The sequence below is a fragment of the Quadrisphaera sp. DVD1 genome, assembly GCF_058932755.1.
Map to the genome: position 1 here is coordinate 1 of NZ_JBZYWI010000018.1, position 26,259 is coordinate 26,259.

Consider the following 26,259-nt stretch of genomic DNA (forward strand, 5'->3'; position numbering starts at 1 on the left):
CCACGGCCAGGCCCTCCCGGGCCAGGCCCAGGGCCAGAGCGCGGCCGATGCCGCTGGAGGCCCCGGTGACCAGGGCGGTGCGGGCGGGAGGTGGCGTCGTCACGGCGACCGAGCCTAGCCAGGACCTCGGGACGGGCAGCGGCGCGCCCGGGGGCCTCGGCGCCGAGACGGCGCACCGGCGCCGGCGTGCGGCAGGACGGGCACGCGCCCCGGCGGGACGCCCCCTCACCGGGCGGGTCACCGGGCGGGTCATCCGGGAACGGCGTCGGCGCCACGCACGGTCGGATCCAGCGGACCAGGGCCGTCGTCAGCAAGCGGTCCCCCATCGGGACGGTGACCCCTGAGCTCTCGCACCTGGTGCATCCGGCGACTGCGACAGGACCCGCATGCACCTTCGCGGCTGCTGCGCTGGCCGTCGGCGCACGCGCAGTGGAGCGGCCATGCGCCAAGATGGCCGCCGGGGGGATCGCCGCCTCGAGGGTTCCCACAGGAGGTCGGGCAGTGACAGGTGGACGTCCGCGCGCCAGTGCTGTCGGTCCTGTGGACGTCAGCGGCGTGTCGCCGTCTCCCGACGGCAGCGGGCTGATCACGGGTGCCGGTGGTGAGGCCGACCGCGCGCTGTGGGTGCTGGCGGCCGGAGCCGCTGGCGTCGGCACCTACGTCCTGCACCTTCCCGGTGGCGACCTGGTCGTCGACGACCGCGTCCTGGAGCTCGCCGGTCTGGACCGCGGGAGCTTCACCGGGCGCCCGGAGGACGTGTACGCGCGCATCCACCCCGACGACGTCGGCGAGGTCATCGCCAAGGTCGAGCGGGCCGTGGCCACTGGAGAGACGTACAGCGCCGAGTACCGGGTCCTGCAGCCCGGCGGGGGGACGCGCTGGACCGCTGCGCGCGGGCACACCCTGGTCGACGAGGCGGGCACCGTCACCGCACTGCTGGGGGTCTTGTACGACGTCACCGGGCTGCGTGAGGCGACCACGCGGGTCGCCGAGGTGCTGGAGTCGATGGCCGTGGGCTACCTGTCCATGGACCCCGACTGGCGGATCACCTACGTCAACGCCGCAGCCGAGCACGCCCTGGGTCACCCCCGCGCCGAGCTCGTCGGCGGCATCATCTGGGACCTGTTCCCCGCCACCGTCGAAACGGAGTTCGAAGCCGGCTACCGCCGTGCCGCAGAGACGGGCCACGCGGTGACCTTCGACGCCTACTACCCCGCACCGCTGGACGCCTGGTACGAGGTGCGCGCCACCCCCGAGCGCGGCGGGGTGGCCCTGTACTTCCTGGACATCACGGCCCGCCGCGCCGCCCAGGAGGCCAGCGAGGTCGCCGTCCGGCGCCTGAGCGCGCTGGCCGAGACCGCCCTGGCGCTGGTGGAGGCCGATGACGTCGAGGGCCTGGTCCGGATCGTGGCCGAGCAGGGCCTGGCAGCGCTGGGCTGCGACGGCGGCGCCGTCGCCGTTCCTGACCCCGACGACCCCGACACCCTGCTCTCCTACGTCACCGCCAGCTACGGCCGAGGCGCCCAGGCCGACTACGCACGCCTGCCCCTGAGCACTCCCCTCCCCGTGTGCGTGGCGGCCACCACAGGGCACCGGGTGCTGGTCGCGGACCGCGCGGCGTCCCTGGCGTTCTCCCCCGAGATGGAAGCGGTGGTCACCACCACCGGCTCCCAGGCGTTCGCCTCCCTACCGATGCGCGCTGGTGGTCAGGTGATCGGGGTGGTCACCGCCGGGTGGCGGGAGCGGCAGGCCTTCGCCGTCGAGCAGGTGGAGCTGCTGGAGGCCTTCGCCGCCCAGGTCGCGCAGGCCCTGCAGCGCCTGCGCGCCCGCCAGAGCGAGCAGGTGGCCACCGCCGGCGCCCTGCGGTCAGCCGCCCAGCAGGCCGCGCTGGTGGCTGTCGCCCGCGACCTCGGCGAGGCCCAGAGCGAGGCCGACGTCCTGGCCGTGATCGCCGAACAGGGCGCCCCACTGCTGGAGGCCAACGGCTCGGCGCTGTGCCTGCAGGAGCCGGACGGCACCCACCTGCGGGTCCTGACCACCGACACCTACAGCGCCGACGTCCGCGCCCGACTGCAGCGCGTCCCGGCCGACATCCCCCTGCCGGCCGTGCGCACCGCCACGACCGGCACGGCCTTCTTCCACACCGACCGCGCCGAGACCCTCGCCCACTTCCCCGGCGCCGAGGACCTCTACGTCGCCGGAGACGTCCAGGCCTCCACCGCCGTCCCCCTGCGCCCCCACGGGCGCCTGCTCGGCTGCCTCTCGCTCAGCTCCAGCGATGTCCGCACCTGGCGACCCGACGAGCGGGACCTCCTCGCCGCCCTCGCCGCCCTGACCGCCCAGGCCCTGGACCGCATCGCCTCCCACCACGCCGAGCGCACGGCCAGCGACGAGGTCGCCCGCTTCTCCGAGACCATGCAGCGCTCCCTGCTCACCAGCCCACCGGAGCCGGACCACCTGCAGATCGCGGTGCGCTACTCACCCGCCGCTGCCCAGGCCTACGTCGGCGGGGACTGGTACGACGCGTTCCTGACCTCCACCGGGGCCACCAGCCTGGTGATCGGCGACGTCACCGGACACGACCGCCACGCCGCCGCGGCGATGGCGCAGCTGCGCAACCTGCTGCGGGGCATCGGCTACACCCTCGGCCAGCCTCCCGCCCTGGTGCTGTCCGCCCTTGACCGCGCCGTCCACGACCTCGACGTCGGTGCCCTGGCCAGCATCGTCATCGCTGAGGTCGAGCAGCCCCCCGAGCACGCCCGCGCCGGCACCAGGATCCTGCGCTGGTCCAACGCCGGCCACCCCCCGCCACTGCTCATCGAGCCCGACGGAACCACCCGCTACCTGGAGACCGAACCAGACCTCCTCATCGGGCTCGACCCCGCCACCGCCCGCAGCGACCACACCGTCGTCCTGGAGCCCGGAGCCAGCGTGCTCCTGTTCACCGACGGCCTCGTCGAGCGCCGCGGCACCCACCTGCGGAGGGGCCTGGACTGGCTGGCCGGCGCTGCCGCCGACCTCGCCCACCTCTCCCTGGAGGAGCTCTGCGACGCCCTGCTGACCCAGGTCGGCAACCGCGTCGAGGACGACGTCGCCCTCCTCGCCCTGCGCGCCCACCCCGAAGACCGACCACGCCCCCCTGAGGCCGGCCCCGGCACCAACCCCCTCCACGCGCCCACCCCGACCAGCAGGCGCACCACGTGAGCGCCTGCGACCACCGCAAGGCCGCCACCACCAGGGCTGGCACCGATCCTCGCGAAGCTCTGGTCCTGGAGCCGGACCCCGCTGCCGTGCGCCGCTCCACCGCTTGATCCGGAGGTGCCGACGGGGCGCTCTGATGCTCCCCTTGGACGAGCCCAGTCCTAGCGTCCGGACGCCGGGGCGGGTCAGGCCCTGCATGTCGATGACTCTGCATGCGGGGCCGCCCCATCCCCGCCTACCGCCCGGCTCGCGGGACGGACCAGGATGCGTCCATGGGACAGGACGAACGTCACAGTGGCCGCGACGACCTGCCAGCCGGAGCCAGCTCGGACGACCTCGCAGACCAGCTCGCCGACCTGGCCCGAGGACTGGAGGAGCAGCACGACGTCCAGACCACCCTGGACGCGCTCGTGGCCGCCGCCGCGGACACCATCCCCGGCGCCCAGCACGTCAGCATCTCCGCCGTCCGCCGCCGACGGGAGGTCGTCACCCGCGCCTCCACGAACGACCTGCCCCGCCAGACCGACCGCGCCCAGTACGAGACCGCCCAGGGCCCCTGCCTGGACACCCTCTTCGAGCAGCAGACCGCGCGCATCCCCGACCTGGCCACCGAGACGCGCTGGCCGCAGTTCACCGCCCGGGCCCGCGAGCTGGGGGCCGGGAGCATGCTGAGCGTCCAGCTCTACGTCAACGGCGGCGACGGCGACCTCGGCGCCCTGAACCTGCTCAACGAGGCCCCGCACGCCTTCGACGCCGACTCCGAGCACGTCGCCCTGCTCTTCGCCGCCCACGCCGCCGTGGCGATGGTCGGCGCCGAGCAGCAGGAGCACCTGCGCTCGGCCCTGGGCACCCGCGACGTCATCGGGCAGGCCAAGGGCATCCTCATGGAACGCTTCAAGATCACACCCGACCAGGCGTTCCGGCTGCTGACCGCAGCCAGCCAGCAGACGAACCGCAAGCTCGCCGACGTCGCCGAGGCACTGACCCGGACCGGAGAGCTGCGCCCCTGAACAGCAGACTCCGACCAACGAGCCAGCAGCCGTAGGACGCCAGCGAGGCGGTCGCAGTCACCGATAGCGGATGGTCAGCGGCACGGATGCCGGCGTCCCGGCAGCCCACTCCCTCGGCGCGTCAGTCGTCTCCGGCAGCCGGTCACCCCTCATGACGGCATCGTGCGGGCCTGCGCGGGCTGCCCCTCGCCCGGCTCGTGCGTGCCGGGTCGTGATCTCTGGCGCCCGCGTACCCGCACGTGCAGGCCCTCCATGAGCGTGTCCAGCTGGTGGGCGGTATGGGCCGCCTGCTCGAGGGAGTCGAGCACGTCTTCCGGGACGCCGTCTTGGTACTTGTAATGGATCTTGTGCTCGAGGGTGGCCCAGAAGTCCATCGCGACAGTGCGCAGCTGGATCTCGACCGGCACGTCGATGACCGACGTGGAGAGGAACACCGGAACCGTGACCAGCAGGTGCACGCTGCGGTACCCGTTCGGCTTCGGGTCGGCGATGTAGTCCTTGACCTGCAGCACGGTGAGGTCTGGCTGCTGAGTGAGCATCGCCTGCAGCTCGTACACGTCGGAGCCGAAGCTGCATGTGACTCGAACGCCAGCGATGTCGCTGACCAGGGATCGCACCGACGCGAGGGACGGTTCTCCCCCCTTGCGACTCACCTTGTCGAGGATCGACTTCGGTGACTTCAACCGGGTGCTGACATGCTCGATCGGGTTGTAGTCGTGCAAGGTCAAGAACTCTTCCTGCAAGTTCTCGATCTTCGTGCGTACTTCCCTGAGCCCGCACTCGTACTCCAGGAAGAACCGGCTGAGCTCCGCAGGCCGGAGGCTCGAAGGTCGGAGGACCGTTGAGTGATGAGCGGTCACGCCGGTGTCCTCTGCAGGCTGCCGGGCGGCGTGAGGGCTCGATCGGGGTGCGCGAGGGTCGACCGCGCTGGCGGGTGTGATGGCTGCGTGGGTGGTCGAGCTGTGCTCGACGTCGTCGTTCCGCCTCACGGTCGTTCCTCCAAGACAGTGGCGAGAGGGGTTACCGCTTCCGGCGGAGGTCACGGGCACGAGGGATGGGCATGGGCTCGGCGGGGAGCGCTGCGCTGGCGGAGCCCGTTCCCGCTGCGCCGGCGTTCGCCGTGCCCGCACTGGCCGCTGAAGGCCGAGCGCAAGGCGATGTAGTTGCCGAGGCCGATCAGCGCATTCACGCAGTACACGACCAGGACGCTGCTGAGGTGGCTGGCGTCGGGTGCCAACGAGGTCCAGGCAGCCAGGGCCAGGCTGCTGGCTCCCAGGCCGAGCGTGGCCGTGCTGGCGCCGACGGCCTGTCCGCGGATCCACGAGGCTCGCTGGCTGCCTCGGAAGGAGAACCGGCGGTGCAGGTCGTTGACCAGGACCGTGGAGACGATCGTCGCGGTCAGGTTCAGGGCCTGCTCTCCGCTCGTCACCGACCCGAGGAGCAGGAAGACCAGCGCGTAGACCAGGTTCCCCGTCAGACCCACGGCGACGAAGCGCCCGAGGGTGCGGTGCGTGGAGGCCGCGGCTCCGGTGGGCAGGGGCGCCGGGGGCCCGCCGTGGGATGCGGTCTGCGTCTGGAGGCTCACCGCAGTCTCTCCTCCCCGCTGGGCGACCGGCTGGCTGCCCTCTGGGACCGAGTCTCGCGAGGGCGGGGCCCTCTGGTCGTCATCCGTGCGGCTCGCCAGGTCTACCGCGCCTGCAGTACGGACATGACCGCGCTCGGACGACGACGCCTCCTGCTGGCGCGCCCAGGCTCGAGCCACCACCGGTCCCTGAGGAGAGGCCTCGTCATGGCAGCAGTACCTTCGCGTCGTCAGAGCGCCTCATCGGGCGAGCCTGCTGGTGGCGCGCCAGGGCGGGTGATGACGTGTGCATCCGCGGGTCCGGTGTCTGAGCCGCTCGTGGTGAGCGTCGCGCACGAGGCGACTGCCGCGGACAGCCCTTCCCGGACCGTGATGTCGCTGGACGGAGAACTCGACGTCGCCACCGTGCGCGCGCTGGAGGAAGCGGTCCTGCAGCAGCTGAGACCTGCAGGCCTGAAAGGGCGTCCAGTCGTCCTGGACATCAGCGGCCTCTCCTTCGTCGACGTGGCCGGGGCTCGGGCGCTGGAACGAGCCTGGACGGCGATTCGCGCCGCGGACGGACGGCCGAGCATCAGGGGCGCGCGGCCCCAGGCGCGCTGGCTCCTGGTCGAGGTCGGCGCGGGGCATGCGACGTCGCCTTCGCCGACTGGGTCCAGGGCTTCGATGCGCCGCCAGCGCCCCGCTGCCACGACGATCACCGTGCCCTTGGACCCCTCCGGTCCTGCACTCGGGCTGCTGGTGCGCCAGGTGCGCCGCGCCCTGGCTGAGGGGGACGTGCGGATCGACACCGCCGCGGCCGCAGGGTGGTCGTCCGGGCCCCGTCTCGTCCTGCACCGGCTGCGGCACCTGGCAGCGGCCGCCGGCCGCAGCTGGGACGACCCGGCTGCGCCGACACCGGAGGCATAGCTCTCCCTCGGCCAGGCGAGGCCGCTGGAGTGGCCGGCCGAGGACCCCGGAGGCGCCTGCTGCGCCTGACGCTGGTCAGGGGCGCATGCCCGCGCGCACTGCCAGGGTCACGAGCTGGGCGCGGTCACGCGCTCCGACCTTGGTCATGGCCCGGTTCGCGTGCGTCTTGACGGTGAAGGGTGAGACGAACATCCGTGCGGCGATCTGCTGGTTGTCCAGCCCCGTGACGATGGCCTCCACCACTTCCCGCTCCCGGCTGGTGAGGGCGGAGAACAGCGCGACGGCGTCCGGGTCCTGGGGCACGGCCGTGTCCTCCGCGACGTGCGTCACGACCGCGCTCATCGCCGTGGGCGACAGGGCGCTGCCCCCGCGGGCGAGGGCGATGATGCCGTCGGTGAGCTCCGCGGGTCCGGCGCCCTTGCTCAGGAACCCGTCGGCGCCAGCCTTCAGGGCGCGCAGGACGTTCTCGTCGTGGTCGAAGGTCGTCAGGACGCAGATGCGCACCTGCGCGGCGGACCTCGTCGCCCGGATGCGCCTGGTCGCCTCGACGCCGTCGATGCCTGGCATCCGGATGTCCATGAGCACGACGTCGACCGCGGTGGACTGGACCAGGTGCACCGCCTCCAGCCCGTCGCCGGCGACGGCCACCACGCTGAGCTCGGGATGAGCGCCGATGATCGTGCGGAGGCCCACGCGGATCATCTCCTGGTCGTCGACGATCATGACGTTGATCATCGGGCACCTCCACCGTCGATGGGCAGCTCGGCCCGCACCGCGAACACCGGTCCCTGCGATCCTGCGATGAGCCGGCCACCTGTGGCCGCAGCGCGTTCGCGCATGCCCACGAGCCCCTGGCCACCAGCCGGCCTGCTCAGGGGGCGGTCGGCCGCTGCCGGGGAACTCGTCACCGGCGCCTGCGCGACGTGGTTCTCCACGTCGATGCGCACGACGTCGCCGTCCACGGCGACGCGCAGGTGGACGGCGCCTGTGCCGTGCTTGTGCGCGTTCGTCAGTGCCTCCTGGACGATGCGGTAGGTGGCGGAGCCGATGTGAGCCGGCAGGGGCCGAGCCATGTCGCTCAGGTCCGCGACGACGGTGAGGCCCGCTGACCTGAAGTCCGCGACGAGGGCGGGGACCCGGCTGCCCTCGGGTGTGGGCGTCAGCACCTGGCCCTCGTCACCGACGCGCAGGACCTGCAGGATCTGCTGCATCTCGCGCAGGATGTCCTGGACGCCGGTGCGGGCATCAGCGAGCTCCGCGCGTGCCCCCTCAGCTTCCGCCGGTAGCTGGACCTCCGCGGCGCCCAGACGCATGCTCACCACGGCCACGGCGTGACCGACGCTGTCGTGCAGGTCGCGGGCGATGCGCAGGCGCTCCTCGGCGATGCTCTGGCGCACCACCAGCTCGCGACCGGTGACCGCGTCATGCGCGCGCGCCTGCAGGGCGCTCCAGTACTGCCAGTTCGCCCGCACGGCGCTGCCCACGGCCGCCGCGACCAGTGCGGTCAGCGCTGCGATCCCCGGGGTGACCAGCGATGGGAGGTCGTACGTGTTGATGGTCAGCCACTGAGCGGTGAAGTTGGCGACCGCCACGACGCTGGCCGTCAGGACCGCCGGCCTGCCCCGCAGCGCCAGCAGGAACGCCACGAAGGTGGCGATGCTCCACAGCGCCACGGGCTCGGATCCCAGCCTGACAGCCAGCAGCGGCGCGACCGCCACCAGGACCAGCCCCACGAGCCAGCGCCTGCGGGCCATGAACGCGCCCACAGCGCCCACCGCGAAGGCGAGGTACCCCCACGAAGGAGGATCCGGCTCCGCAGCAACACCGGTGATCAGCGCCCCCGCGATCACGACGGTGGTCGTCCGCTCCAGCAGCGCCGGTGACGGCAGCCACGCCGGGTGCGCGATCTCGCGCTCAGCGTCGACGCGACCATCCATGGCGCTCATCCTGCCCATCGGCGTGTCGAGGTGGTTCCACGGTGCCCAGGAGGGCACTCCCCCGAGCAGCCCGTTCACCAGCGCTCCTTCAGCCATATCGCGCCCTTCTCGGACATCTCGTCGTTCTCGTCGTCGGCGGCTGCTGCTCCTGTGGCGCACCCCGCCTTCGGCGAGGTGCGCCACAGGAGCAACGTGGTGCTGTGGGTCTTGCTACCTCGCCGACCCAGCGCCGGCCAGGGCAGGTGCCTCGGGCTCGGTCGCCGTGCCCGCGTCGACCGGTCCACCCTCGACGGACACGTGCGGGGTGATGCGGTCGGCCCAGCCCGGGTAGGACCAGTTGCGCTCTCCGATGAGCTTCATCAGCGCCGGCACCAGAGTGAGGCGGACGACGAAGGCGTCCATGACCACCGCGATCGCCAGGCCGATGCCGATCGCGGAGACGATCCGCTCCCCGCTGAACCCGAAGGAGGCGAACACGCTGAGCATGATCAGTGCGGCGGTGGCGATGACGCGCCCGGTCTCAGCGACCCCCACCCGCACGGATCGGGTGTTGTCCCTGGTGTGGACCCACTCCTCGTGCATGCGGCTGACCAAGAAGACCTGGTAGTCCATGGACAGCCCGAACATCACGCCGACGATGATGATCGGGACGATGTACATCACCGGGGCGCCGGACCCGACGCCCAGCAGCTCGCTCCCGAACCCCATCTGGAAGATCGCGGTGATGGCGCCCAGGCCGACCGCCAGGGTCAGCAGGTTGGTCAGCGCACCGACGAGCGGAACGATGATGCTGCGGAAGGCGACGACCAGCAGCAGGAACCCGAGGACCGCGACCAGCCCGAGGTAGACGGGCAGCTTGCCCAGCAGGGCGTCGGAGATGTCAGCGTTCGTCGCCGTCTCCCCGGTGACGTAGACCTGCAGGGCGCTGCCCTCGGAGGCGGCGGGGATGACGTCTTCGCGCAGCTCAGTCACGAGGTCGGAGGTCTCCTCGGCCTGGGCGCTGGTGGTGGGGACGACCGTGGCCACGGAGATGGTCTGACCCGGCTGCACGGGCGCGGCCTGCACGGCGGCGACGTTCGCGACGCCCGACAGGTCCTCGGTCAGGTCGGTGAAGGCCTGCTGGGCAGCCGCGTCGGGAGTGCGGGCCGCGAGCACGAGGGGGGCGTCGACGCCCTCCCCGAACGCCGGGGCCATCAGGTCCACGTACTGGCGGCCCGGGGAGCCGGCCGGGTCGCTGGAGGCGTCGGCGTTGCCCACGCGCATCATCGTGGCCGGGGCCGCGAGGGCCAGGAGCACGATCAGGGCGAAGGCGGCCATGGGAGCCGGCAGCCGCTGGAGCAGGCCGGCCCAGCGGGTCCAGACCGCTGCGCGCTGCGGCTCCTGCGAGAGGACGCCGGAGGCCAGGGCCGCGCGCTGCTTCTTGGACAGCACCTTGTGCCCGAGCATGCCCAGCAGGGCAGGCAGCAGGGTCAGGGCGGCGGCCACGGTGAACAGCACGGCCACGGCCGCGGCCTGCCCCATCCCGGTCAGGACGCCGAAGCCGACGACGAACATGCCCAGCAGGGCGATGATCACGGTCAGCCCGGCGAAGACCACTGCGCGCCCGGAGGTGTTGACCGCCTGGACGATGGCGTCCTGGACGGAGGCGCCGGCCATCAGGGCCTTGCGGTGGCGGTTGACGATGAACAGGGCGTAGTCGATGCCCACGCCCAACCCGATCAGCGCCGCCATGGTCAGAGAGGTGATGTCCAGGGTCACGACGTGGGTCAGGAGCAGGACCGCGAGCACGGAGGTGCCCACACCCACCAGACCCGTGATGATCGGGAGGAACGCCGCCCACTTGGACCGGAACACCAGCAGCAGGATGATGAACGCCGCCACGATGCCGACCGCCTCGGTGCCGTGGGAGGCGGCAGGGGCCTCGGTGAAGGCCGAGCCGCCGAGCGCCACGTCGTAGGTGGAGCCGTCCAGCTCCTCCGCCAGCGCCCGGATGGCCTCCGGGTCAGCGTCGTCGGTGACGCTGACGCTCGCGTAGGCCGTGCTCTCCTGCGCGTTCAGCTGCGTTGCGCCCTGCTCGGTGTAGGGGCTGACCACGGCCTCGACGCCCGGCTCCTGCGCGATGGTGTCGAGCATCGCCGTGACTTCGCTGCGCACGCCCGGGTCGTCCACCGCGACGCCCTGCGTCTGCCAGACGATCTTGCCGTCCTGTGCGCCGGAACCCGAGCCGCCGCCGGCTTCGGCCAGCAGCGCGTAGGCCGTGGACGACTCGCTGTCAGGCAGCTCCGCAGCGGTTCTGAAGTTCGTGCCCAGACCGACCACGGCACCGGCCAGGCCCAGGAGGAGGACGAGCCAGGCCCACAGGACGACGGATCGCCGCCTGAAGGAGAAGCGAGCTAGGGAGGACATGGTGGGACCTTCCGGAGGAGGGGCGGGTGCGTACAGCCTCCCGAGGAGCGCCCGTCTCGACGTCGTCCCGCTGCGGGCATCGCGCCTACTGCGCCCGCAGTAGAGGAGTCCGCTCCGCAGCCCGCGGCCTCATCGGCCCTCGGACTGCTCGCCAGCGCAGCTCCACAACGACGGGGTCGTCAAGGGCGGGACCCTGTACCCGATCCTCACCCGGCTGGAGGCCGAGGGGCTGCTCTCCTCGGCCTGGAGCGCCGGCGAGGGCGGGCCTGGCCGCAAGTTCTTCACCCTGACGCCCGCCGGCCAGCTGGCGCTGGCCGAGCGCTCCGAGCAGTGGCACGTCTTCACCCGGCGGGCCGCGGGCCTGCTGCCCCTCCCCACCACCACAGAGGAGTCCAGATGAAGCACGCGATGACGAGCGCGCACGAGGCCTACCGCGGCGACCTGCTGTTCGCGCTGCGCATGCGAGAGGTGCCCGGACCCCGCATCGGGGAGGTGCTCGCAGAGGTCGACAGCCACGTCGGCGAGACCGGGGAGGACCCCCGCGAGGCCTTCGGTGACCCGCGCGAGTACGCCGAGCAGATCGCCGAGGCCGTCGACGCCGCGCCGCGCGGTGCCACATGGGGGGTGCTGCGCGCGGTCGAGTGGCGTTCGCTGCTCGGGGGACTGCTCGCCGGCGGGGTCAGCGGGTACCTCTTGCTCCACTCCATCGCCACGCTCGCCGGAGGCGGGGACCACGTTCTCGGGCTCCCGGCGCTGGCCGTGGCCGTGGCCAGCGCCGCGGTGGTCCTGACGTGGGGTGCACAGGGCCTGCGGGCTGTCTGGCGCGACAACGACGCCGTGCTCGACCCCCGGACCGGGGTGGACCTGGCGCCGGTGCCGCGCTGGCTGCCCGCGGTCGTCGTCCTCGCCCCTATCGCGGGCATCCTCGCCCTCGCCGTCGCGGCGGCCCTGAGCAGCTGAGGACCGGCTGGACGGCGACCCGCCCTCCATGACGGTCTCCAGCACGGTCACGTGCAGGAGCAGGTGGCAGTCCCGCAGAGCCATCGTCAGTGGGACGGCGTCATACCCATGACCGACTGGCGCTGCTTCGTGCTCGAGCAGTCGATGCCCAGGTGCTTCGAGTCACCAGCTCTTGTCCGTGAGGGAGCACACCGCCGTGCTGCAGTCGGATGCCCGACTCACGGTGCCGGGACGGCGCTGAGGCCGACGACCGCCTGGCTGCTGCGGAGGAAGGAGCCGGCGACGGCTGAGGAGTGGTCGAGGTAGCCGGCGACCATGGCGCCGTCCCGGAGCAGCATCAGGTCCTCTGCTGAGGCTGCGGGGTCGGGCAGCCCCAAGGGGGCGATCAGCCGCTGGAACGTCGCCTTGTACCAGTCCCGGTGCGCGTCGACGACTGCACGGATCGGGCTGTCGGGATCGGGGTACTCGGCGGCGGCGTTGATGAAGGCGCACCCGCGGAAGCCAGGGCTGCACGCCATCCCTCCGAGCTGCTCGGACATGAGGCGCAGGACCTCCTGGACGTCGCCATCACCGCGGGCGATGGCCGCCTCGATGCTGGCGCGCTCCTGTGCGGCGGCGTGCTCGAGGTAGTCGACGACGAGGTCGTCCTTGCTCTTGAAGTGGCGGTAGAAGGTCACCTTCGTCGTGCTGGCGCGGTCGATGACCTTGTCGACGCTGACGGCACGCAGCCCCTGTGCGTAGAAGAGCTCGGTCGCCGCTTGGACGAGGCGGTCGCGGACGGGGCTGGTCACGGTCGTGAGCATACGGATCTCCTTCGTCTTCCCCCTTGTGGACGAGGACCTGGGGCGCTACGTTCCCCATAGGTAGAGTGACTAGTCAGTCTACCTATGGTTCCTCCCCTGACCACAGCTCCGGCACCTTCCCGAACATCGAGAGAGACCCTCATGACCACCGCCACCGGCACTCTGCCCACAGGAACACCCGCCCCGATCGCCCCCGTGATGGGCAACGTCTACTTCGCCCGGTTCGCCTTCGCGATCATCTGGGCGGTCCTGCTCGTGGTGACCGCCTCGTCCCTGAACTCGATCAGCGACCTCAGCGCCCTCACCGTCGTCCTGCTGGTGCTCTACCCGCTGGTCGACGTCGGCGCGGCCGTCGTCGACCTTCGCTCCGCCAGGGCGTCACGGCCCGCCGCCCTCTACGTCAACATGGCGCTCAGCCTGCTCGCCGCCGTGGGTCTCGCCATCGCCGTCAGCTCCGACCTCGCGGCCGTCTTGCGCGTGTGGGGCGCGTGGGCGATCACCGCCGGGATCGTGCAGCTCATCGTGGCAACCAGCCGTCGTCGGCTGGGTGGCCAGTGGGCGCAGATCCTCAGCGGCGGCATCTCCGTCCTCGCCGGCGGCTCCTTCATCACCCAGGCCGGCACGTCCTCGGCATCGCTCGGCTCCGTCGCCGGGTACGCGACCCTCGGTGGCATCTTCTTCCTCATCTCTGCCCTGCGGTTGCACCGCACCGCAGAGGCAGCCCGATGACCGGCACGCGGACGACCGCCACCACTTTCGACGTCGTGGTCATCGGCGCCGGCCCGGTCGGGGAGAACGTCGCCGACCGCGCCGTGCAGGGCGGCCTCAGCGTGGCGATCATCGAGCGCGAGCTCGTCGGCGGCGAGTGCTCCTACTGGGCCTGCATGCCCACCAAGGCCCTCCTCCGCCCCATCGCTGCCCTGCGCGCCGCACGACAGGTGCCAGGCGCCGCCGCTGCCATCACCGGCCAGCTCGATGTCACTGCCGTCCTGGCCCGTCGCGACCAGTTCGCCTCCAACTGGCAGGACGACGGACAGGTCGGCTGGCTCGACTCCGCCGGCATCGGCCTCGTCCGCGGACACGGACGCCTCACGGCACCCCGCACCGTGTCCGTCACCGCACCGGACGGGAAGGTGACCACCCTCACCGCACGCCACGCGGTGGTCATCGCCACCGGCAGCAGCGCCGCCCTGCCCCCCATCCCCGGACTCGCTGATGCACGCCCTTGGACCAGCCGGGAAGCCGTGGAAGCGAAGGCGATCCCTCGACGGCTCGCGATCATCGGTGCTGGGGTCGTCGGCGCCGAGATGGCCACCGCCTACAGCGCCCTGGGCGCAGCCGTCACCCTCATCGCCCGGGACGGGGTGCTGCCCAACGTCGAGCCGTACGCCGCCGAGCACGTCACCGCGTCCCTTCGCGAGGGCGGCGTGCAGGTCCTGCTCGGAGCGAGTCCTACCGCGGTCACGCGCGACGGGCAGAAGACCGTGCACGTCGATCTGGCCGACGGCGACACCGTCGACGCGGACGAGGTCCTGGTCGCGACCGGCCGTCGCCCCAACACCGCCGACCTCGGCCTGGACCAGGTCGGCCTCACCGACGGGAGATGGCTGACCGTCGACGAGGCCCTGCGGGTCGTCGGCCCCGACGGTCAACCGGTCGGCGACCCCTCCGGTGGGGCGTGGCTGTACGCGGCTGGGGACGTCAACCGCCGGGTGCTGCTGACCCACCAGGGCAAGTACCAGGCACGCGCCCTCGGCGACGCACTCGTCGCCCGCGCCACGGGCGAGCCCCTCGACCTCGCCCCCTGGGGCCGGCACGCCGCCACCGCGGACGAGCGAGCAGTGCCGCAGGTCATCTTCACCGATCCCGAGATCGCCGCCGCCGGTCTCACCGCCACAGCCGCGCGAGCTGCGGGCCTCCAGGTGCGGACCGTGGAGTACGACCTCGGCGCCGTCGCCGGCGCGGCCCTCTACGCCGACGGCTACACCGGGCGCGCCAGCCTCGTCATCGACGAGCGCAAGAACACCGTCGTCGGGTTCACGGCGGTCGGACCCGACGTCACCGAGCTCGTCCACGCCGCCACCATCGCCATCGCCGGCGAGGTCCCCCTCGACCGTCTCTGGCACGCCGTCCCCGCCTACCCCACCGTCAGTGAGATCTGGCTCCGCCTCCTGGAAGCCGCAGGCAGGCCAGAACCTCACTGACCGCCGGAGCGGCACCTCGCACCCGCCCCGAACGACGGCGCGGCACCGAGCAGAGCCGCACCTGACCCACCGCCAGATCCAGCGCACACCGCGAAGAAGGACAACGCCATGACGACGAAGATCACCCTGGTCATCAACAACCCCGCTGATCCCCAGGAGTTCGAGCGGGCCTACCAGCCCCTGCTCAACATCGCGAAGCAGCTCCCCAAGCTGCGAAGAGCCGAGTCGGCCAAGGTCTGGCCCAAGGAGGACGGCACCCCGACTCCGGCTCACCGCACCCTGGACCTGTACTTCGACAGCTACGACGACGCCTCCGCCGCGACGAGCACACCCCAAGCCGGTGAGCTGTTCGGCGGGCTCATCGCGACCGGGACGCCGTTCATCGGCTTGTTCTCGGACGTCGAGCAGCCCTGACCTGGTCCTCCCCCCAGCTCCCCCGATCTGCTTCACCTGAACCACGACCGAGCGCCTCGACGCGAGCCCTCTCGCCGAGGCGCTCGGCTCCGCCCAGCAGTCAGGAACGGATCGGCGCACCGGCCTCCGAGAGGCTCACCACGTCTGGGTCAAGGGCCTGTCCATGACACCACCGCCGTCCTGCGCCGGGATCTCCTGTGGGGCAGCGCCTGGTCCTGTCGCTGTGAGCCGACAGCCCGTCTGAGGAGCTGCCAGCACACCTCCTCGGGTCGTGACCGCCCCCGAGCACGGACATCGGCGCGGGCGGCGTGAGCGTGCTGGTGGCGGGTCGTCCCGACCGGACGGTGAGCTGGGCACAGGTACGGGCGGTGCGCACCTTCACGCGCAAGGTCGAGCCGCAGCTGCTGCTCTTCGACGAGCCCGCGCTGCCGCTGCCAGGGGTGCCAGTGGTCGTCGCCCAGCAGCTGGCGCAGCGGCTACCGCTCCTGCTGGGCCGGGACGTCGGCTACGAGGTGGACGGTCTCGCCTCAGCCCCGCCTCGCGCTCTGGCGGACTCGAGGTGCGGGTGGGCGGGGCGACCCAGTGAGCTAGCCTGAGTGCGTGATCACCCGGAAGGGACAAGCCACCAAAGAGCACATCATCGAGGCGGCTGCGACGCTCATCGGTCAGCACGGCGTGGCCGGCACCAGCGCCGACGACGTGCGCAGGAGTGCGGGCGTCAGCGGATCTCAGCTGTCCCACTACTTCGGCAGCAAGCAGGCCCTCGTCAGGGCGGTCATCACTCACCAGTCCACGCCAGAGGCGATCGTCGGGCACCCGATGCTGGGCCCGCTCGACAGCATCGAGGCTCTCCGAGCCTGGGCCGACGCCGCGGTCGAGAACCTCGTCCACGGCAGCGGGTACGGCGCCTGCACGTTGGCGATGCTCGCAGGCTCGACCAGTCCTGGCGACGAGCAGACCCGAGACGAGCTCTGCAGCGCCTTCGTCCGCTTGCAGACCCTGCTGCTCGACGGCCTGAAGGCCATGCGCGATCGGGGCGACCTGCGTCCGGAGGCCGACCTCGACGAGCTGTCGATGGCACTGCTCACCGCCCTCCAAGGGGGCACCCTCCTGGCGCAGACCATGCAGACCACGACACCCATGCGGGCATCGATGAACGCTGCGCTCCGCTACGTCGAGTCCTTCACCGCCTGACCACGCCGCAGCGGCCTGGCGGGCCGCCCTGCCTGTCCTCGGCGTCCCAGCGCCCTCGCTCACGTCGCCGTCGCGGTCAAGGGGCCGCGACTCGGCAGGTCTGGGTGGCTCGACCCAATCTGTGTGTGATGATTGGGTCATGTCACCCAGAAAAAGCAGCATGCCTGGTCTCGCGGGGAAGACGGTTCTCGTCACCGGAGCCACCGCAGGTATAGGTCGAGCGGTCGCGGAGCTGCGCGCACAGCACGGCGCCGATGTCGTCGCGCACGGCCGCACCCCCGGCGCGGAGCGGAGCTCGTCGACGCGATCAGTGCTGCCCGAGGCAGTGCGCGGTTCGTCGCGGCCGACCTCGGTGACGTCCAGGACGTCGAGCGGCTGGCGCACGAGGCCGGCTCGGTCCACATCCTCGTGAACAACGCCGGGATCTACGAGCTCACGCCCACTCTCGACACCACCGCAGAGAGCGTCGACCGGCACTTCGCGGTGAACACGCACGCGCCGTTCCAGCTCGTCGCGGCTGTCGTCCCGCACACGCTCGAAGAGGGCGCGGGGACGATCGTGAGCATCAGCTCGACCGCGGCCACGACGGTCGCGCCCGTCGGTGCCGCTCATGGCGCGTCCAAGGCGGCTCTGGAGCTCTTCACGCGCTGCTGGGCGACGGAGCTCGGAGCCGCCAGCATCCGCCTGAACGGTGTCGCCTCCGGGTCCGTGCGCACCCCCGGGACGGAATCGATGCTCGCGGCCACCGGGGACGCCATGGCCAACACGACGGCACGAGGACGCATCGGAGACCCCGGCCGAGGTCGCCGAGGTCGTGCTGTTCCTCGTCCGATCGGCCAGCAGCTTCGTCAACGGCACGATCGTGGGCGCCCACGGCGGTGAGCAGAGCCTGCTCCCCGGCTGATACCGCCGCCGCGCCACAGAGCGCGACACCCGCACCTCCCGACCACGCCGCGCCTCCCCGTGCGCCGCACGACGGCCTCTTGAGAAGAGCACATCGATGGACACCACAGACGCTCCACCCGTGGGCCGGCGGACGTACGTCCAGCTGAGCCTCCTTGCTGCAGGACTGTTCTTGACGGGTACGAACGCCTTCGTGATCGCCGGGCTGCTCCCGCAGCTGGCCGACGCGTTCGGCACGACCCGAGCGGCGGTCGGGTACTCCGTGACGATCTACGCCCTGGTCATCGCCGTCGCCGCTCCCGCAGCGTCGATCCTGCTCGGCAGGGTCTCGCGCACGGCCCTCATCGTCTCGGGGCTGACCCTGATGGCGGTCGGGATCCTCATCACCGCGACGACGTCGACCATCGAGGTGTTCGTCATCGGTCGTGCCGTCGGCGCGCTGGGAGGGGCGGTCCTCGTGCCGACGTCGACCGCCGCCGGGCCCGCGCTCCTGCCTCCCCGTCAGGTGGCGACCGCCATCGCCGTCATCACCCTCGGATTCAGCCTCGCGACCGCCGTCGGCGCTCCCGCGGGCACTGCCCTCGCGGCAGCGTACGGATGGCGCACCCCGCTGTTCATCATCGCCGGCCTCGCGGTGCTGCTCGCCGTCACGGTCGCCGTCGTCGTCCGCGGCGTTCCCATCCCCCCGGTGGCCTCCGTCCGGCAGAGGCTGCGCCCGCTGAGGGACGCGCGGGTGAGCCTCGGGCTCGTGTCGACGCTGCTCCTCATCCTCGGCTTCAACATCGTGTACCTCTTCAGCGCCTCGGTCACCGAAGACGCCACCGACGGGTCGGGCGGTCTCCTGGCGCTGCTGCTCCTCGCCTTCGGCGTCGGTTCGGTCATCGGCAACGTAGCCGCCGGCCCGATCACCGATCGCTTCTCCGCCCGGGGAGCCTTCTCCGTGCTGGTGGTCGCGCAGATCGTGATCCTCGTGCTGATCACCCTCGTCGGCGGCACCTTCTGGGTGGAGGTCGTCCTGTTCGCCTTCTGGGGCGGCACGGCTCTCGGTGCGACCATCCCGGTCCAACAGCGACTGGCGACCATCGACCGCGCCACAGCGGGGCTCACGCTGTCGTGGTTCACCAGTGCCCAGTACCTCGGGATCGCCATCGCACCGGTCGTCGCGACCGCGGCAGCGGGTCTGGCGGGCGCGAGCCTCATCCCCGTCGCGGGCGCAGTCGTCCTCGCGGTGTGCCTCGTCACCTTCCGGCTCGGCTTCGCGCAGGAACCACGTCCGTCCACGCTGGACGCACGTTAGGTCCGAGCGACGGCTGCGAGCTCCGCCTGGTTCCTTCCCACCCGACACGCTCACTCGAGCGATGCGGACTCGACTGAAGACGCCGCCGCGGTGGTCGCCCACTCCTGAGCCAGGAGGGCACGGCCGCCGCGGTGGCGGTACGGCACGGTCCATCAACCGCTGCGAGGGCGATGAGCGGTGATCAGCCGTCTCAGTGAGCGATCGTCGGCTGACGACGATCGTGTCGGCGGGACGTCCCCGTCGAGGATGCGCTGCAGCCCCCGGGGCGGTGCTCCACCGAGCGCAGCGGCGACAGGACCGAGGTGGGAATGCCCACCGCGGCCGCCGCGCCGTCCCAGTGCTCATGCCACCGACCTGGCGCGTCCCAGGTCACGAAGGTCTCCCCCACGGCCCCAACGCCCACCGGTGCGCCTCAGCCCGCAGGCCGCCCTCCCGAGGCCCAGGCGTCCCTGCTGGCCCGGCGTCGAGCCACTGGTTCCCCGGAGTCCGCCGTGACCGACCCGACGCCGGAGGCGGTGACCGGCCACCCGGCGACCCGCGCTCGCACGGGCCTGGAGGCCGTCGTCGGAGGCAGCGACCTGCGTCCGGGCTCCGGTCACCGGGCGACGGGCTGGCGCAGGACCGTCCTCAGCTTCGCGGGCTCGGTCCTGCGGGCGTCGGAGAGGTAGACCTCGTGGTGGCGGCCGGTGGGGCGGAGCCCGTGCGCCGGCAGGAACTCCCGGTGCAGGCGCTCGAGCACGGGCCCCTCGTCGTCGTAGGGGCCCACGTGGAGGACCTGTGCGCTGCGGCCCTCGGCGAACCGCTCGAACCGGACCCGCTCCAGCGCCGGGAGGCGCTTCCTGCGGGCCGCCGCCACCGCCTCCGCGACGAGCTCGGCGGTGATCCACTCGGGCTGCGCGATCATCATCGTCCAGTTCCAGGCGCTCTTGTCGCGGGTGCGGAAGGCGTCCAGGTCGTCGGCGGACCACAGCCCCTCCAGCGGCCCGACCACGTGCACCCTCCCCAGCCTCGCCCTCGCCACGGCGCGCACGGCGTACGACGCCGCGTAGAGCGCCTCGACGACCTCGCGGTAGGCGGTCGAGGTGTTCGGATCCCCCCGCCCGTCGGCCACGAGGAAGTCCAGCGGTGGGACGTCCACGAGCTCGAAGGTCCCCGCTCTGGGCGCGTAGAGCTGCCGGTGCTCCCGCTTGAGGTCGTAGGCCGCCACCGTCCCAGACTGCCGCGGATCACGGCCAGGAGGTGACCGCAACCGCTCCTAGCGTCGTCCTCGTCCGCAGGAGCCGAGACGAGGAGCCGTCGTGGTCATCGCCGTCACCACCCCCACCGGCAGCGTCGGTCGCCACGTCGTCGCCGGGCTGGTCCGCGCCGGCGTGCGCCCGCGCGTCCTGCTGCGCGACCCGGCCCGGCTCGACCCCGCGGTCGCCGGCCGGGTCGACGCCGTCGTCGTCGACCAGCGCGACGCGGGGTCCGTGCTCGCCGCCACCCGCGGCGTCGACGCGCTGCACTGGGTCAGCCCGACGAGCTGGGACGCCGACCCCGTCGGCGAGCACGCCCGCGCGGCCGAGGCCGCGGCGAGCGCCGTGGTCGGCAACGGGATCCGCCGGGTCGTCCTCCAGAGCAGCGTGGGCGCCGAGCTGCGGTCGGGGGCCGGGGAGATCGATGGCCTCGCCCGCACCGAGGAGGCGCTGGACGCCACCGGCGCCGACGTCGTGCACCTGCGCTGCGGGTACTTCTCCACCAACCTCCTGCACGAGCTCGACGCCCTGCGGGCCGGGCTCCTCCGCGTCCTCTTGCCGGTCGACCGGCCTGTGCCGTGGGTCGCCCCCCGCGACGTCGCCGAGGTCGCCGTCGCGCGGCTGCTGAGCCCGCACTGGTCGGGCCGGGTCGTGCAGGCCGTCCACGGACCGGTCGACCTGACCTGGGAGCAGGCCGCCGCGACCGTCGCCGAGGCGTGCGGGCGCCCGGTGCGCGTGGAGCAGGTGCCCGACGACGTCGTGCGCGGCGAGCTGGCCGGGGCGGGCCTGGCGCCGGCGGTCGTCGAGGCGGTCGTCGGCATGTCCGTCGGGCTGCGCGACGGCTTCACGCCCGAGCAGCCCCGCAGCGCCCTCACGACGACCCCGACCACGCTCGGCGCGTGGGCCTGGGAGGTGCTGCGGCCGGCGCTCGGCCCCTGGTGACGGCGTCGGGCCGTCAGCTGCGCAGGACGGCCCCGGTGCGGCGGTTCGCCTCGGCCAGGGCGGCGTCGCGCACCGCCGCGGTGTCGGCGGCCGTGAGCGTTCGGTCGGGCGCGCGCAGGCGCAGGGCGAAGGCCAGCGAGCGCGACCCCTCGGGCACCTGGGCGCCGGTGTAGACGTCGAAGAGGTGGACGTCCTCGACGAGGTCGCCGTGCCCGGCCTCCACCAGTCCCGCGAGCAGCGCCCGGCGGACGTCCTCCGCCGGCACCGCGGCGTCGACGACGAGGGCCAGGTCCTCCTTGGCCAGCGGGAAGGAGGACAGCCGCGGCGCCGCGACGACGTCGGGAGCGGCCGCGACGAGCACGTCGAGGTCGAGCTCGAACGCCACCGTGCGCGCGGGCAGGTCCAGCGCCGCGACGACCGCCGGGTGCAGCTCGCCGGCGTGCCCGACCAGGGTGCCGTCGGCCAGGGACAGCGCCGCGCACCGCCCCGGGTGCCAGGGGGCGTGGACGTCGGAGCGCACCGCCAGCTCCACCCCGAGCACCTGCGCCGCGCGCTGGGCGGCGGCGATCGCGTCGGTGTGGTCGGCGGCCCGGCCCGGGCCCCACCAGCCGGCGGGCTCCCTGCGCCCGGCCAGCAGGCCGGCGAGGCGCACCGGCTGGGGCGGCACCGCGGCCTCGAGCGCCGCCAGCTCGGCGTCGGTGGGACGCCGCTCCACCCCGAGGACGGGAGCCGCCGGGGCGCCGTCGACCGGCCGGGTGACCCGACCGACCTCGAACAGCGCCACGTCGCTCGCGCCGCGGCTGGTGTTGCGCCGCAGCACGTCCACGAGGCTGGCGAGCAGGCTCGTGCGCAGCAGGGGCTGCTCGTCGGAGAGCGGGTTGGCCACGCGCAGCGCGCGGCGGCGGTCGTCGTCGGCGGGCAGGCCGAGCTGGTCGGCCCGCTCGGGCCCGACGAAGGGGTAGCTGAGCACCTCCACGAGCCCGTCGGCGGCCAGCGCGCGCGAGACCAGGCGCCGGCCCCGCTGCTCGCGGGTCAGGCCGCGCCCCGAGCCGGCCCGCGGCAGCACCGAGGGGATGTGCTCGTACCCGTGGAGGCGGGCCACCTCCTCGACGAGGTCGACGGGCTGGACGAGGTCCGGGCGCCACGACGGCGGGGTGACGACGAGCGCGCCGCCCTCGCCGCCCTCGGGGTCGACGTCGGCGTGCACGGAGCAGCCGATCTGCTCCAGCAGGGCCGTCGTCGTCTCGACCGGCAGGTCGAGGCCGACCACGCGGGCGGGCAGGTCGACGGGCAGGCGCAGGGCGGCAGCGGCGGTGCCGCTCCCCTCGGCGCGGGCGTCGGTCACCCCCGGGTCGGCGGTGCCGCCGCCGTGCTCGACGAGCAGGCGCACGGCCAGCTCGGCGGCCGCGGCCTGCAGCTCGGGGTCCACGGCCCGCTCGAACCGGCGGCTGGCCTCGCTGGGCAGCTTGTGGCGGCGCGCGGTGCGGGCGATCGAGACCGGGTCGAAGCGCGCGGACTCGATGACGACGTCGCGGGTGGTGGCCCCGACCTCGGTGGCCGCCCCGCCCATGACCCCGGCCAGCCCGATCGGGCGGGCGCCGCCCGGCCCGTCGGCGATGAGCAGGTCCTCGGGGTGCAGGGCGCGCTCGACGCCGTCCAGCGTCGTCAGCCGCTCCCCCGCGCGGGCCCGGCGCACCGTCAGCGCGGCGTCGAGGGCGGCCAGGTCGTAGGCGTGCAGGGGCTGCCCGGTCTCGAGCATGACGTGGTTGGTGACGTCGACGGCCAGGGAGATCGGGCGCATCCCCGCCTGCTGGAGCCGGCGCCGCAGCCACCACGGCGAGGGCGCCGCCGGGTCCACGCCGCGCACGACGCGGGTGACCACCCGGGTGGCGCCGGGCCGCCCGCCGATCGGGGCGTCGTCGGCGAGGGAGACGCCGAAGCCGCGGCCGTCCGCCTCGGGCACCTCGACGGCGGCCGGGTCGCGGAAGGCCGTCGCGACGTCGAGGCGCGCGCCGTGGGCGTACTCGCGGGCCAGGCCGCGGACGCTGAAGCAGTAGCCGCGGTCGGGGGTGATGTTGACCTCGACGACCTCCTCCGCCAGGCCGAGCAGCGCGAGCGCGTCGTCACCGGGCGCGGCGCCGCCGGCCCCGGCGCCGAGCAGCTCCTCGAGCACGATGATCCCGGCGTGGTCGTCGCCCAGCCCCAGCTCGCGGGCGGAGCAGATCATGCCGTCGGAGACGTGCCCGTAGGTCTTGCGCGCCGCGATGGGGAACGGGCCGGGCAGCACCGCACCGGGCAGCGCGGCCACCACGAGGTCGCCGGCGGCGAAGTTGCTCGCGCCGCAGACGATGCCGCGCGGCTCGCCCTCGCCGGTGTCGAGCGAGCACCAGTTGATGGTCTTGCCGTTCTTCTGCGGCTCGGGCTCGGCGCTGAGCACGCGGGCGACCACCACGGGCCCCGTGACGTCACCGCCGTGCAGGCCCTCCTCCTCGAGGCCGACGCGCACCAGGGCGGCGGCGACCTGCTCCCCCGTGGCGTCTGCGGGGACGTCGACGCTGCTGCGCAGCCAGCTGAGCGGGACGCGCATCAGAGCTCTCCTCCCAGGGCGCGGCTGAAGCGCGCGTCGCCCTCGACCATGTCGTGCATGTCAGCGACGCCGTTGCGGATCTGGAGGATCCGCTCGATCCCCCAGCCGAAGGCGAAGCCCTGGTAGCGCTCGGGGTCGACGCCGACCGCCCGCAGCACGTTGGGGTTGACCATCCCGCAGCCGCCGATCTCCAGCCAGCCGCTGCCCGAGCCGTCCGGGCGCTCGAACCACACGTCCATCTCGGCGCTGGGCTCGGTGAAGGGGAAGAAGGACGGGCGCAGGCGGGTGCGGGCCCCGGTGCCGAGCAGGGCGGTCATGAGGTGGTCCAGGACGCCGCGCAGGTGCGCCATCGTCAGGCCCTCGTCGATCGCCAGGCCCTCGACCTGGTGGAAGACCGGCGTGTGGGTGGCGTCGAGCTCGTCGGTGCGGAAGACCCGTCCCGGGCACGCCACGTACAGCGGCACGCCGCGCTCGAGCAGGGAGCGCGCCTGCACCGGCGAGGTGTGGGTGCGCAGCACCAGGCCGGCCTGGGGCGGGTCCACGAAGAACGTGTCCTGCATCTGGCGGGCGGGGTGGTCGGCGCCGAAGTTGAGGGCGTCGAAGTTGAACCACTCCGCCTCCACCTCCGGGCCCTCGGCGATCTCCCAGCCCATCGCGGTGAACACGTCCGCGACCTGCTCCTGGAGCACCGACAGCGGGTGGCGGGCGCCGGCCGGACGCCGCTGCGCCGGCATCGTCACGTCGACGGACTCCTCCACGAGGGCGCGGGCGTCGCGCTCGGCCTCCAGCTGCGCCGTGCGCTCCTCCAGCGCGGCGCGCACCCGTCCGCGGGCCTGCCCGAGCCGCTTGCCGACCTCGGCGCGCTCGGCCGGCGGCAGGGTCGCGATCTGGCGGTTGGCCAGGGACAGGGGGCTGCGGTCACCGGCGTGGGCCAGGCGCGCGGCCTTCAGCTCCTCGAGGGAGCCGGCCGCGGCCAGCGCGGCCAGCGCGTCGTCGACGGCGCGGTCGACGTCCAGGGACGCGGGCTCAGCGGCCGGCGAGGGCTGCTGGGGGGGCGTGGGGTCGGACACGGCGGCAGTCTCCCAGACCCCGCCCGGGCGCCCGGACGGCACCGGTCGAGCGGCCTCAGTCCCGCATCGCCTCGGGGACGGCGGCGGGCAGGGTGAAGCGGAACCGCGCGCCACCGGCCGGGGAGCGGCTGACCGAGATCCGGCCCCCGTGCGCCTCGACGAGCCCGCGCACGACGTACAGGCCCAGGCCCGTGCCGCCGCGGCGCGAGCCGCGCCAGAACTTCGTGAAGACCATCCCGAGGTGCTCCTCGGGGATCCCCTCGCCCTCGTCCTCGACCATCACCACGACGCCGTCCCCCTCCGGGTCGGCGTGCAGGCTCAGGTCGACCGTCCCGGCGCCGTGCCGCACGGCGTTGCCGACGAGGTTGGACAGCACCTGCTCCAGGCGGTCGGGGTCGGCCCACACCTCCGGCAGCGGCCCGCGCACGTGGACGAGGAAGCGGTCGGCGGGCTCCCCGGTGGCCTCCATCCGGGCCACCTGCCCGCGCAGCAGCCCCTCCAGGTCGACGACCTGGCGGCGGACCTCCAGGCGGCCGGCGTCCATGCGGGAGATGTCCAGCAGCTCGGTGATCAGCCGGGTGACGCGGTCGGCGTCGGCCTCGACGGTCTGGAGCATCAGCCGCTTCTGGTCGTCGCTGAAGCGGTCCCACCGGCGCAGCAGCGTCGACGTGAAGCCCTTGACCGAGGTCAGCGGGGAGCGCAGCTCGTGCGCGACCGTGGAGATGAGGCCGGCGTGGTCGTTCTCCATCCGCCGGCGGGCCTCGGTGCCGCGCAGCTGCAGCACCACCCGGCTCACCGGGGCGCCGCGGCCCGGGCGCACGTAGCGCGCGGTGACGAGCAGCTCGCGGCCGCCGCCGGCGACCAGCAGCCGCTCGCGGTGCCCGGTGCGGATGGCCAGGCCCGACCACGGGTCGGTGCAGGCCCACCAGTCGCGGCCGGTGGTGTCCTTGAGCGGCACCGCGGTGCGCACGTCGGCGCCCAGCAGGTCGGCCCGGGAGCGGCCCAGGGCCCGCTCGGCGCTGGCGTTGACGACCTCCACCCGGGCGTCTGCACCCACCACGACGACTCCGTCGGGAAGGTCCTCGAGCAGGGCCGCTCCGCCGTTCACAGCGCGGAGACTACTGCGCCCGGCTCAGGGTCCGTCAGCGGTGCTCACCCGGGGTCACGCCCGGTCACTGCCCGGCTCGACCAGCTCGAACCAGACGACCTTGCCCAGCTCGTCGTCGCGCACGCCCCAGCGGGAGGCCAGCAGGTCGACGATGAACAGGCCGCGCCCGTCCAGGGCGCCGTCGTCCACCGGCTGCAGGTGCGGGTGGCGGGAGTTGTCGTCACCGACCTCCACGCGCAGCCGGCGCGCCCCGACGCTCACGCCCAGGCGCACCTCGCTGCGCCCGTGGACGATCGCGTTGGTCACGAGCTCGCTCGCGCACAGCAGGGCGCTGTCGCAGGCGTCGGCGCCCAGCTCTGCCCGGGTGCAGGCCGCGGCGACGATCCGGCGGGCCCGGCCGGCGGCCTCGGGGCCGCACGGCAGGACGGCCTCGCTCACCGGGTCACCCTCGCGCACCGGGCCAGTGTGGACTGCGCGGTCGCGCTCTCGCACGCGACCCC

22 protein-coding genes and 2 pseudogenes are annotated in these 26,259 nt (G+C 73.2%); 12 read left to right on the forward strand and 12 right to left on the reverse strand.

Going from position 1 to position 26,259, the window contains the following annotated elements; translation table 11 throughout:
• Positions 1–555 precede the first annotated feature (555 nt).
• Positions 556–3,204: a SpoIIE family protein phosphatase gene (locus tag AC5FZL_RS03505; RefSeq protein ID WP_493617179.1), complete on the forward strand. Its 2,649-nt coding sequence runs from the start codon at positions 556–558 to the stop codon at positions 3,202–3,204.
• A 269-nt stretch (positions 3,205–3,473) separates the two neighbouring features.
• The gene (locus AC5FZL_RS03510) at positions 3,474–4,211 is read left to right on the forward strand and encodes an ANTAR domain-containing protein (protein ID WP_493617180.1); all 738 of its coding nucleotides are present in this window, start codon (positions 3,474–3,476) and stop codon (positions 4,209–4,211) included.
• A 149-nt stretch (positions 4,212–4,360) separates the two neighbouring features.
• Here AC5FZL_RS03510 and AC5FZL_RS03515 read toward each other — a convergent pair whose 3' ends face one another.
• Positions 4,361–5,071 carry a GTP pyrophosphokinase gene (locus tag AC5FZL_RS03515; protein WP_493617181.1) on the reverse strand — a complete coding sequence of 237 codons (711 nt, stop codon included), beginning with the start codon at positions 5,069–5,071 and terminating at the stop codon, positions 4,361–4,363.
• Positions 5,072–5,250: 179 nt separating this feature from the next.
• Positions 5,251–5,796, reverse strand: a complete 546-nt coding sequence (locus tag AC5FZL_RS03520; protein ID WP_493617182.1) for a GtrA family protein — start codon at positions 5,794–5,796, stop codon at positions 5,251–5,253.
• Between the two features lie 318 nt (positions 5,797–6,114).
• Here AC5FZL_RS03520 and AC5FZL_RS03525 point away from each other — a divergent pair, with 318 nt between their 5' ends.
• Positions 6,115–6,699: an STAS domain-containing protein gene (locus AC5FZL_RS03525; RefSeq protein WP_493617183.1), complete on the forward strand. Its 585-nt coding sequence runs from the start codon at positions 6,115–6,117 to the stop codon at positions 6,697–6,699.
• Positions 6,700–6,774: 75 nt separating this feature from the next.
• On the opposite strand, the gene AC5FZL_RS03530 is transcribed toward AC5FZL_RS03525, so the two are convergent.
• The 3 genes from AC5FZL_RS03530 to AC5FZL_RS03540 all read right to left on the reverse strand — a co-directional run bounded on the left by AC5FZL_RS03530 (position 6,775) and on the right by AC5FZL_RS03540 (position 11,042).
• Positions 6,775–7,434, reverse strand: a complete 660-nt coding sequence (locus tag AC5FZL_RS03530) for a response regulator (protein WP_493617184.1) — start codon at positions 7,432–7,434, stop codon at positions 6,775–6,777.
• Positions 7,431–8,636, reverse strand: a complete 1,206-nt coding sequence (locus AC5FZL_RS03535; protein ID WP_493617185.1) for a sensor histidine kinase — start codon at positions 8,634–8,636, stop codon at positions 7,431–7,433. The genes AC5FZL_RS03530 and AC5FZL_RS03535 overlap by 4 nt, the downstream gene beginning before the upstream one ends.
• Positions 8,637–8,846: 210 nt before the next feature.
• Positions 8,847–11,042, reverse strand: coding sequence for an MMPL family transporter (locus AC5FZL_RS03540; protein WP_493617186.1), 2,196 nt, complete (start codon positions 11,040–11,042; stop codon positions 8,847–8,849).
• Between the two features lie 187 nt (positions 11,043–11,229).
• Between AC5FZL_RS03540 and AC5FZL_RS03545 the strand changes: the two are divergent.
• Positions 11,230–11,442: pseudogene (locus AC5FZL_RS03545) on the forward strand (PadR family transcriptional regulator); the annotation flags it as partial.
• The gene (locus tag AC5FZL_RS03550; RefSeq protein WP_493617187.1) at positions 11,439–12,002 is read left to right on the forward strand and encodes a hypothetical protein; all 564 of its coding nucleotides are present in this window, start codon (positions 11,439–11,441) and stop codon (positions 12,000–12,002) included. The pseudogene AC5FZL_RS03545 and the gene AC5FZL_RS03550, both read left to right, overlap by 4 nt.
• A gap of 218 nt (positions 12,003–12,220) precedes the next feature.
• Here the strand turns inward: AC5FZL_RS03550 and AC5FZL_RS03555 are convergent, their stop codons facing one another.
• The gene (locus tag AC5FZL_RS03555; protein ID WP_493617188.1) at positions 12,221–12,805 is read right to left on the reverse strand and encodes a TetR/AcrR family transcriptional regulator; all 585 of its coding nucleotides are present in this window, start codon (positions 12,803–12,805) and stop codon (positions 12,221–12,223) included.
• 141 nt (positions 12,806–12,946) lie between these two features.
• Between AC5FZL_RS03555 and AC5FZL_RS03560 the strand changes: the two genes are divergently transcribed.
• The 4 genes from AC5FZL_RS03560 (at position 12,947) to AC5FZL_RS03575 (ending at position 16,617) form a co-directional block, all read left to right on the forward strand.
• Positions 12,947–13,534, forward strand: a complete 588-nt coding sequence (locus AC5FZL_RS03560) for a hypothetical protein (protein WP_493617189.1) — start codon at positions 12,947–12,949, stop codon at positions 13,532–13,534.
• A complete protein-coding gene (locus AC5FZL_RS03565; protein WP_493617190.1) occupies positions 13,531–15,009 on the forward strand; it encodes a dihydrolipoyl dehydrogenase family protein in 1,479 nt (492 codons plus the stop codon). Before AC5FZL_RS03560 ends, AC5FZL_RS03565 begins: the two co-directional genes overlap by 4 nt.
• 108 nt (positions 15,010–15,117) lie before the next feature.
• The gene (locus AC5FZL_RS03570) at positions 15,118–15,423 is read left to right on the forward strand and encodes an EthD domain-containing protein (RefSeq protein WP_493617191.1); all 306 of its coding nucleotides are present in this window, start codon (positions 15,118–15,120) and stop codon (positions 15,421–15,423) included.
• Positions 15,424–16,023: 600 nt separating this feature from the next.
• The gene (locus AC5FZL_RS03575; protein WP_493617192.1) at positions 16,024–16,617 is read left to right on the forward strand and encodes a TetR/AcrR family transcriptional regulator; all 594 of its coding nucleotides are present in this window, start codon (positions 16,024–16,026) and stop codon (positions 16,615–16,617) included.
• A gap of 142 nt (positions 16,618–16,759) precedes the next feature.
• Here the strand turns inward: AC5FZL_RS03575 and AC5FZL_RS03580 are convergent, their stop codons facing one another.
• Positions 16,760–16,885: a hypothetical protein gene (locus AC5FZL_RS03580; protein ID WP_493617209.1), complete on the reverse strand. Its 126-nt coding sequence runs from the start codon at positions 16,883–16,885 to the stop codon at positions 16,760–16,762.
• On the opposite strand from AC5FZL_RS03580, the pseudogene AC5FZL_RS03585 reads away from it, so the two are divergent.
• Positions 16,850–17,499: pseudogene (locus AC5FZL_RS03585) on the forward strand (SDR family NAD(P)-dependent oxidoreductase). The gene AC5FZL_RS03580 and the pseudogene AC5FZL_RS03585 sit on opposite strands and share 36 nt — an antisense overlap.
• A 118-nt stretch (positions 17,500–17,617) precedes the next feature.
• Positions 17,618–18,817, forward strand: a complete 1,200-nt coding sequence (locus AC5FZL_RS03590) for an MFS transporter (protein WP_493617193.1) — start codon at positions 17,618–17,620, stop codon at positions 18,815–18,817.
• A gap of 595 nt (positions 18,818–19,412) precedes the next feature.
• Here the strand turns inward: AC5FZL_RS03590 and AC5FZL_RS03595 are convergent.
• Complete coding sequence (locus tag AC5FZL_RS03595; protein WP_493617194.1) at positions 19,413–20,024, reverse strand: GyrI-like domain-containing protein; 612 nt, start codon at positions 20,022–20,024, stop codon at positions 19,413–19,415.
• 91 nt (positions 20,025–20,115) lie between these two features.
• Between AC5FZL_RS03595 and AC5FZL_RS03600 the strand changes: the two genes are divergently transcribed.
• Positions 20,116–20,994, forward strand: coding sequence for an NAD(P)H-binding protein (locus AC5FZL_RS03600; RefSeq protein ID WP_493617195.1), 879 nt, complete (start codon positions 20,116–20,118; stop codon positions 20,992–20,994).
• A gap of 13 nt (positions 20,995–21,007) precedes the next feature.
• On the opposite strand, the gene pheT is transcribed toward AC5FZL_RS03600, so the two are convergent.
• From pheT to AC5FZL_RS03620, 4 genes are read right to left on the reverse strand one after another with little or no spacing between them, the layout of a single operon-like run.
• Complete coding sequence (pheT, locus tag AC5FZL_RS03605; protein WP_493617196.1) at positions 21,008–23,581, reverse strand: phenylalanine--tRNA ligase subunit beta; 2,574 nt, start codon at positions 23,579–23,581, stop codon at positions 21,008–21,010.
• Positions 23,581–24,651, reverse strand: a complete 1,071-nt coding sequence (pheS, locus tag AC5FZL_RS03610) for a phenylalanine--tRNA ligase subunit alpha (protein ID WP_493617197.1) — start codon at positions 24,649–24,651, stop codon at positions 23,581–23,583. The genes pheT and pheS overlap by 1 nt, the downstream gene beginning before the upstream one ends.
• Before the next feature lie 55 nt (positions 24,652–24,706).
• The gene (locus AC5FZL_RS03615) at positions 24,707–25,759 is read right to left on the reverse strand and encodes a sensor histidine kinase (RefSeq protein WP_493617198.1); all 1,053 of its coding nucleotides are present in this window, start codon (positions 25,757–25,759) and stop codon (positions 24,707–24,709) included.
• A gap of 54 nt (positions 25,760–25,813) precedes the next feature.
• A complete protein-coding gene (locus tag AC5FZL_RS03620; protein ID WP_493617199.1) occupies positions 25,814–26,197 on the reverse strand; it encodes an ATP-binding protein in 384 nt (127 codons plus the stop codon).
• Between the last annotated feature and the right edge of the window lie 62 nt (positions 26,198–26,259).

Coding starts and splice junctions, on each gene's coding strand:
- AC5FZL_RS03555 (WP_493617188.1), bottom strand. CDS start 12,805: ATGCTCACGACCGTGACCAGCCCCGTCCGCGACCGCCTCGTCCAAGCG.
- AC5FZL_RS03550 (WP_493617187.1), top strand. CDS start 11,439: ATGAAGCACGCGATGACGAGCGCGCACGAGGCCTACCGCGGCGACCTG.
- AC5FZL_RS03565 (WP_493617190.1), top strand. CDS start 13,531: ATGACCGGCACGCGGACGACCGCCACCACTTTCGACGTCGTGGTCATC.
- AC5FZL_RS03590 (WP_493617193.1), top strand. CDS start 17,618: ATGGACACCACAGACGCTCCACCCGTGGGCCGGCGGACGTACGTCCAG.
- AC5FZL_RS03570 (WP_493617191.1), top strand. CDS start 15,118: ATGACGACGAAGATCACCCTGGTCATCAACAACCCCGCTGATCCCCAG.
- pheT (WP_493617196.1), bottom strand. CDS start 23,581: ATGCGCGTCCCGCTCAGCTGGCTGCGCAGCAGCGTCGACGTCCCCGCA.
- AC5FZL_RS03530 (WP_493617184.1), bottom strand. CDS start 7,434: ATGATCAACGTCATGATCGTCGACGACCAGGAGATGATCCGCGTGGGC.
- AC5FZL_RS03540 (WP_493617186.1), bottom strand. CDS start 11,042: ATGTCCTCCCTAGCTCGCTTCTCCTTCAGGCGGCGATCCGTCGTCCTG.
- AC5FZL_RS03560 (WP_493617189.1), top strand. CDS start 12,947: ATGACCACCGCCACCGGCACTCTGCCCACAGGAACACCCGCCCCGATC.
- AC5FZL_RS03510 (WP_493617180.1), top strand. CDS start 3,474: ATGGGACAGGACGAACGTCACAGTGGCCGCGACGACCTGCCAGCCGGA.
- AC5FZL_RS03535 (WP_493617185.1), bottom strand. CDS start 8,636: ATGGATGGTCGCGTCGACGCTGAGCGCGAGATCGCGCACCCGGCGTGG.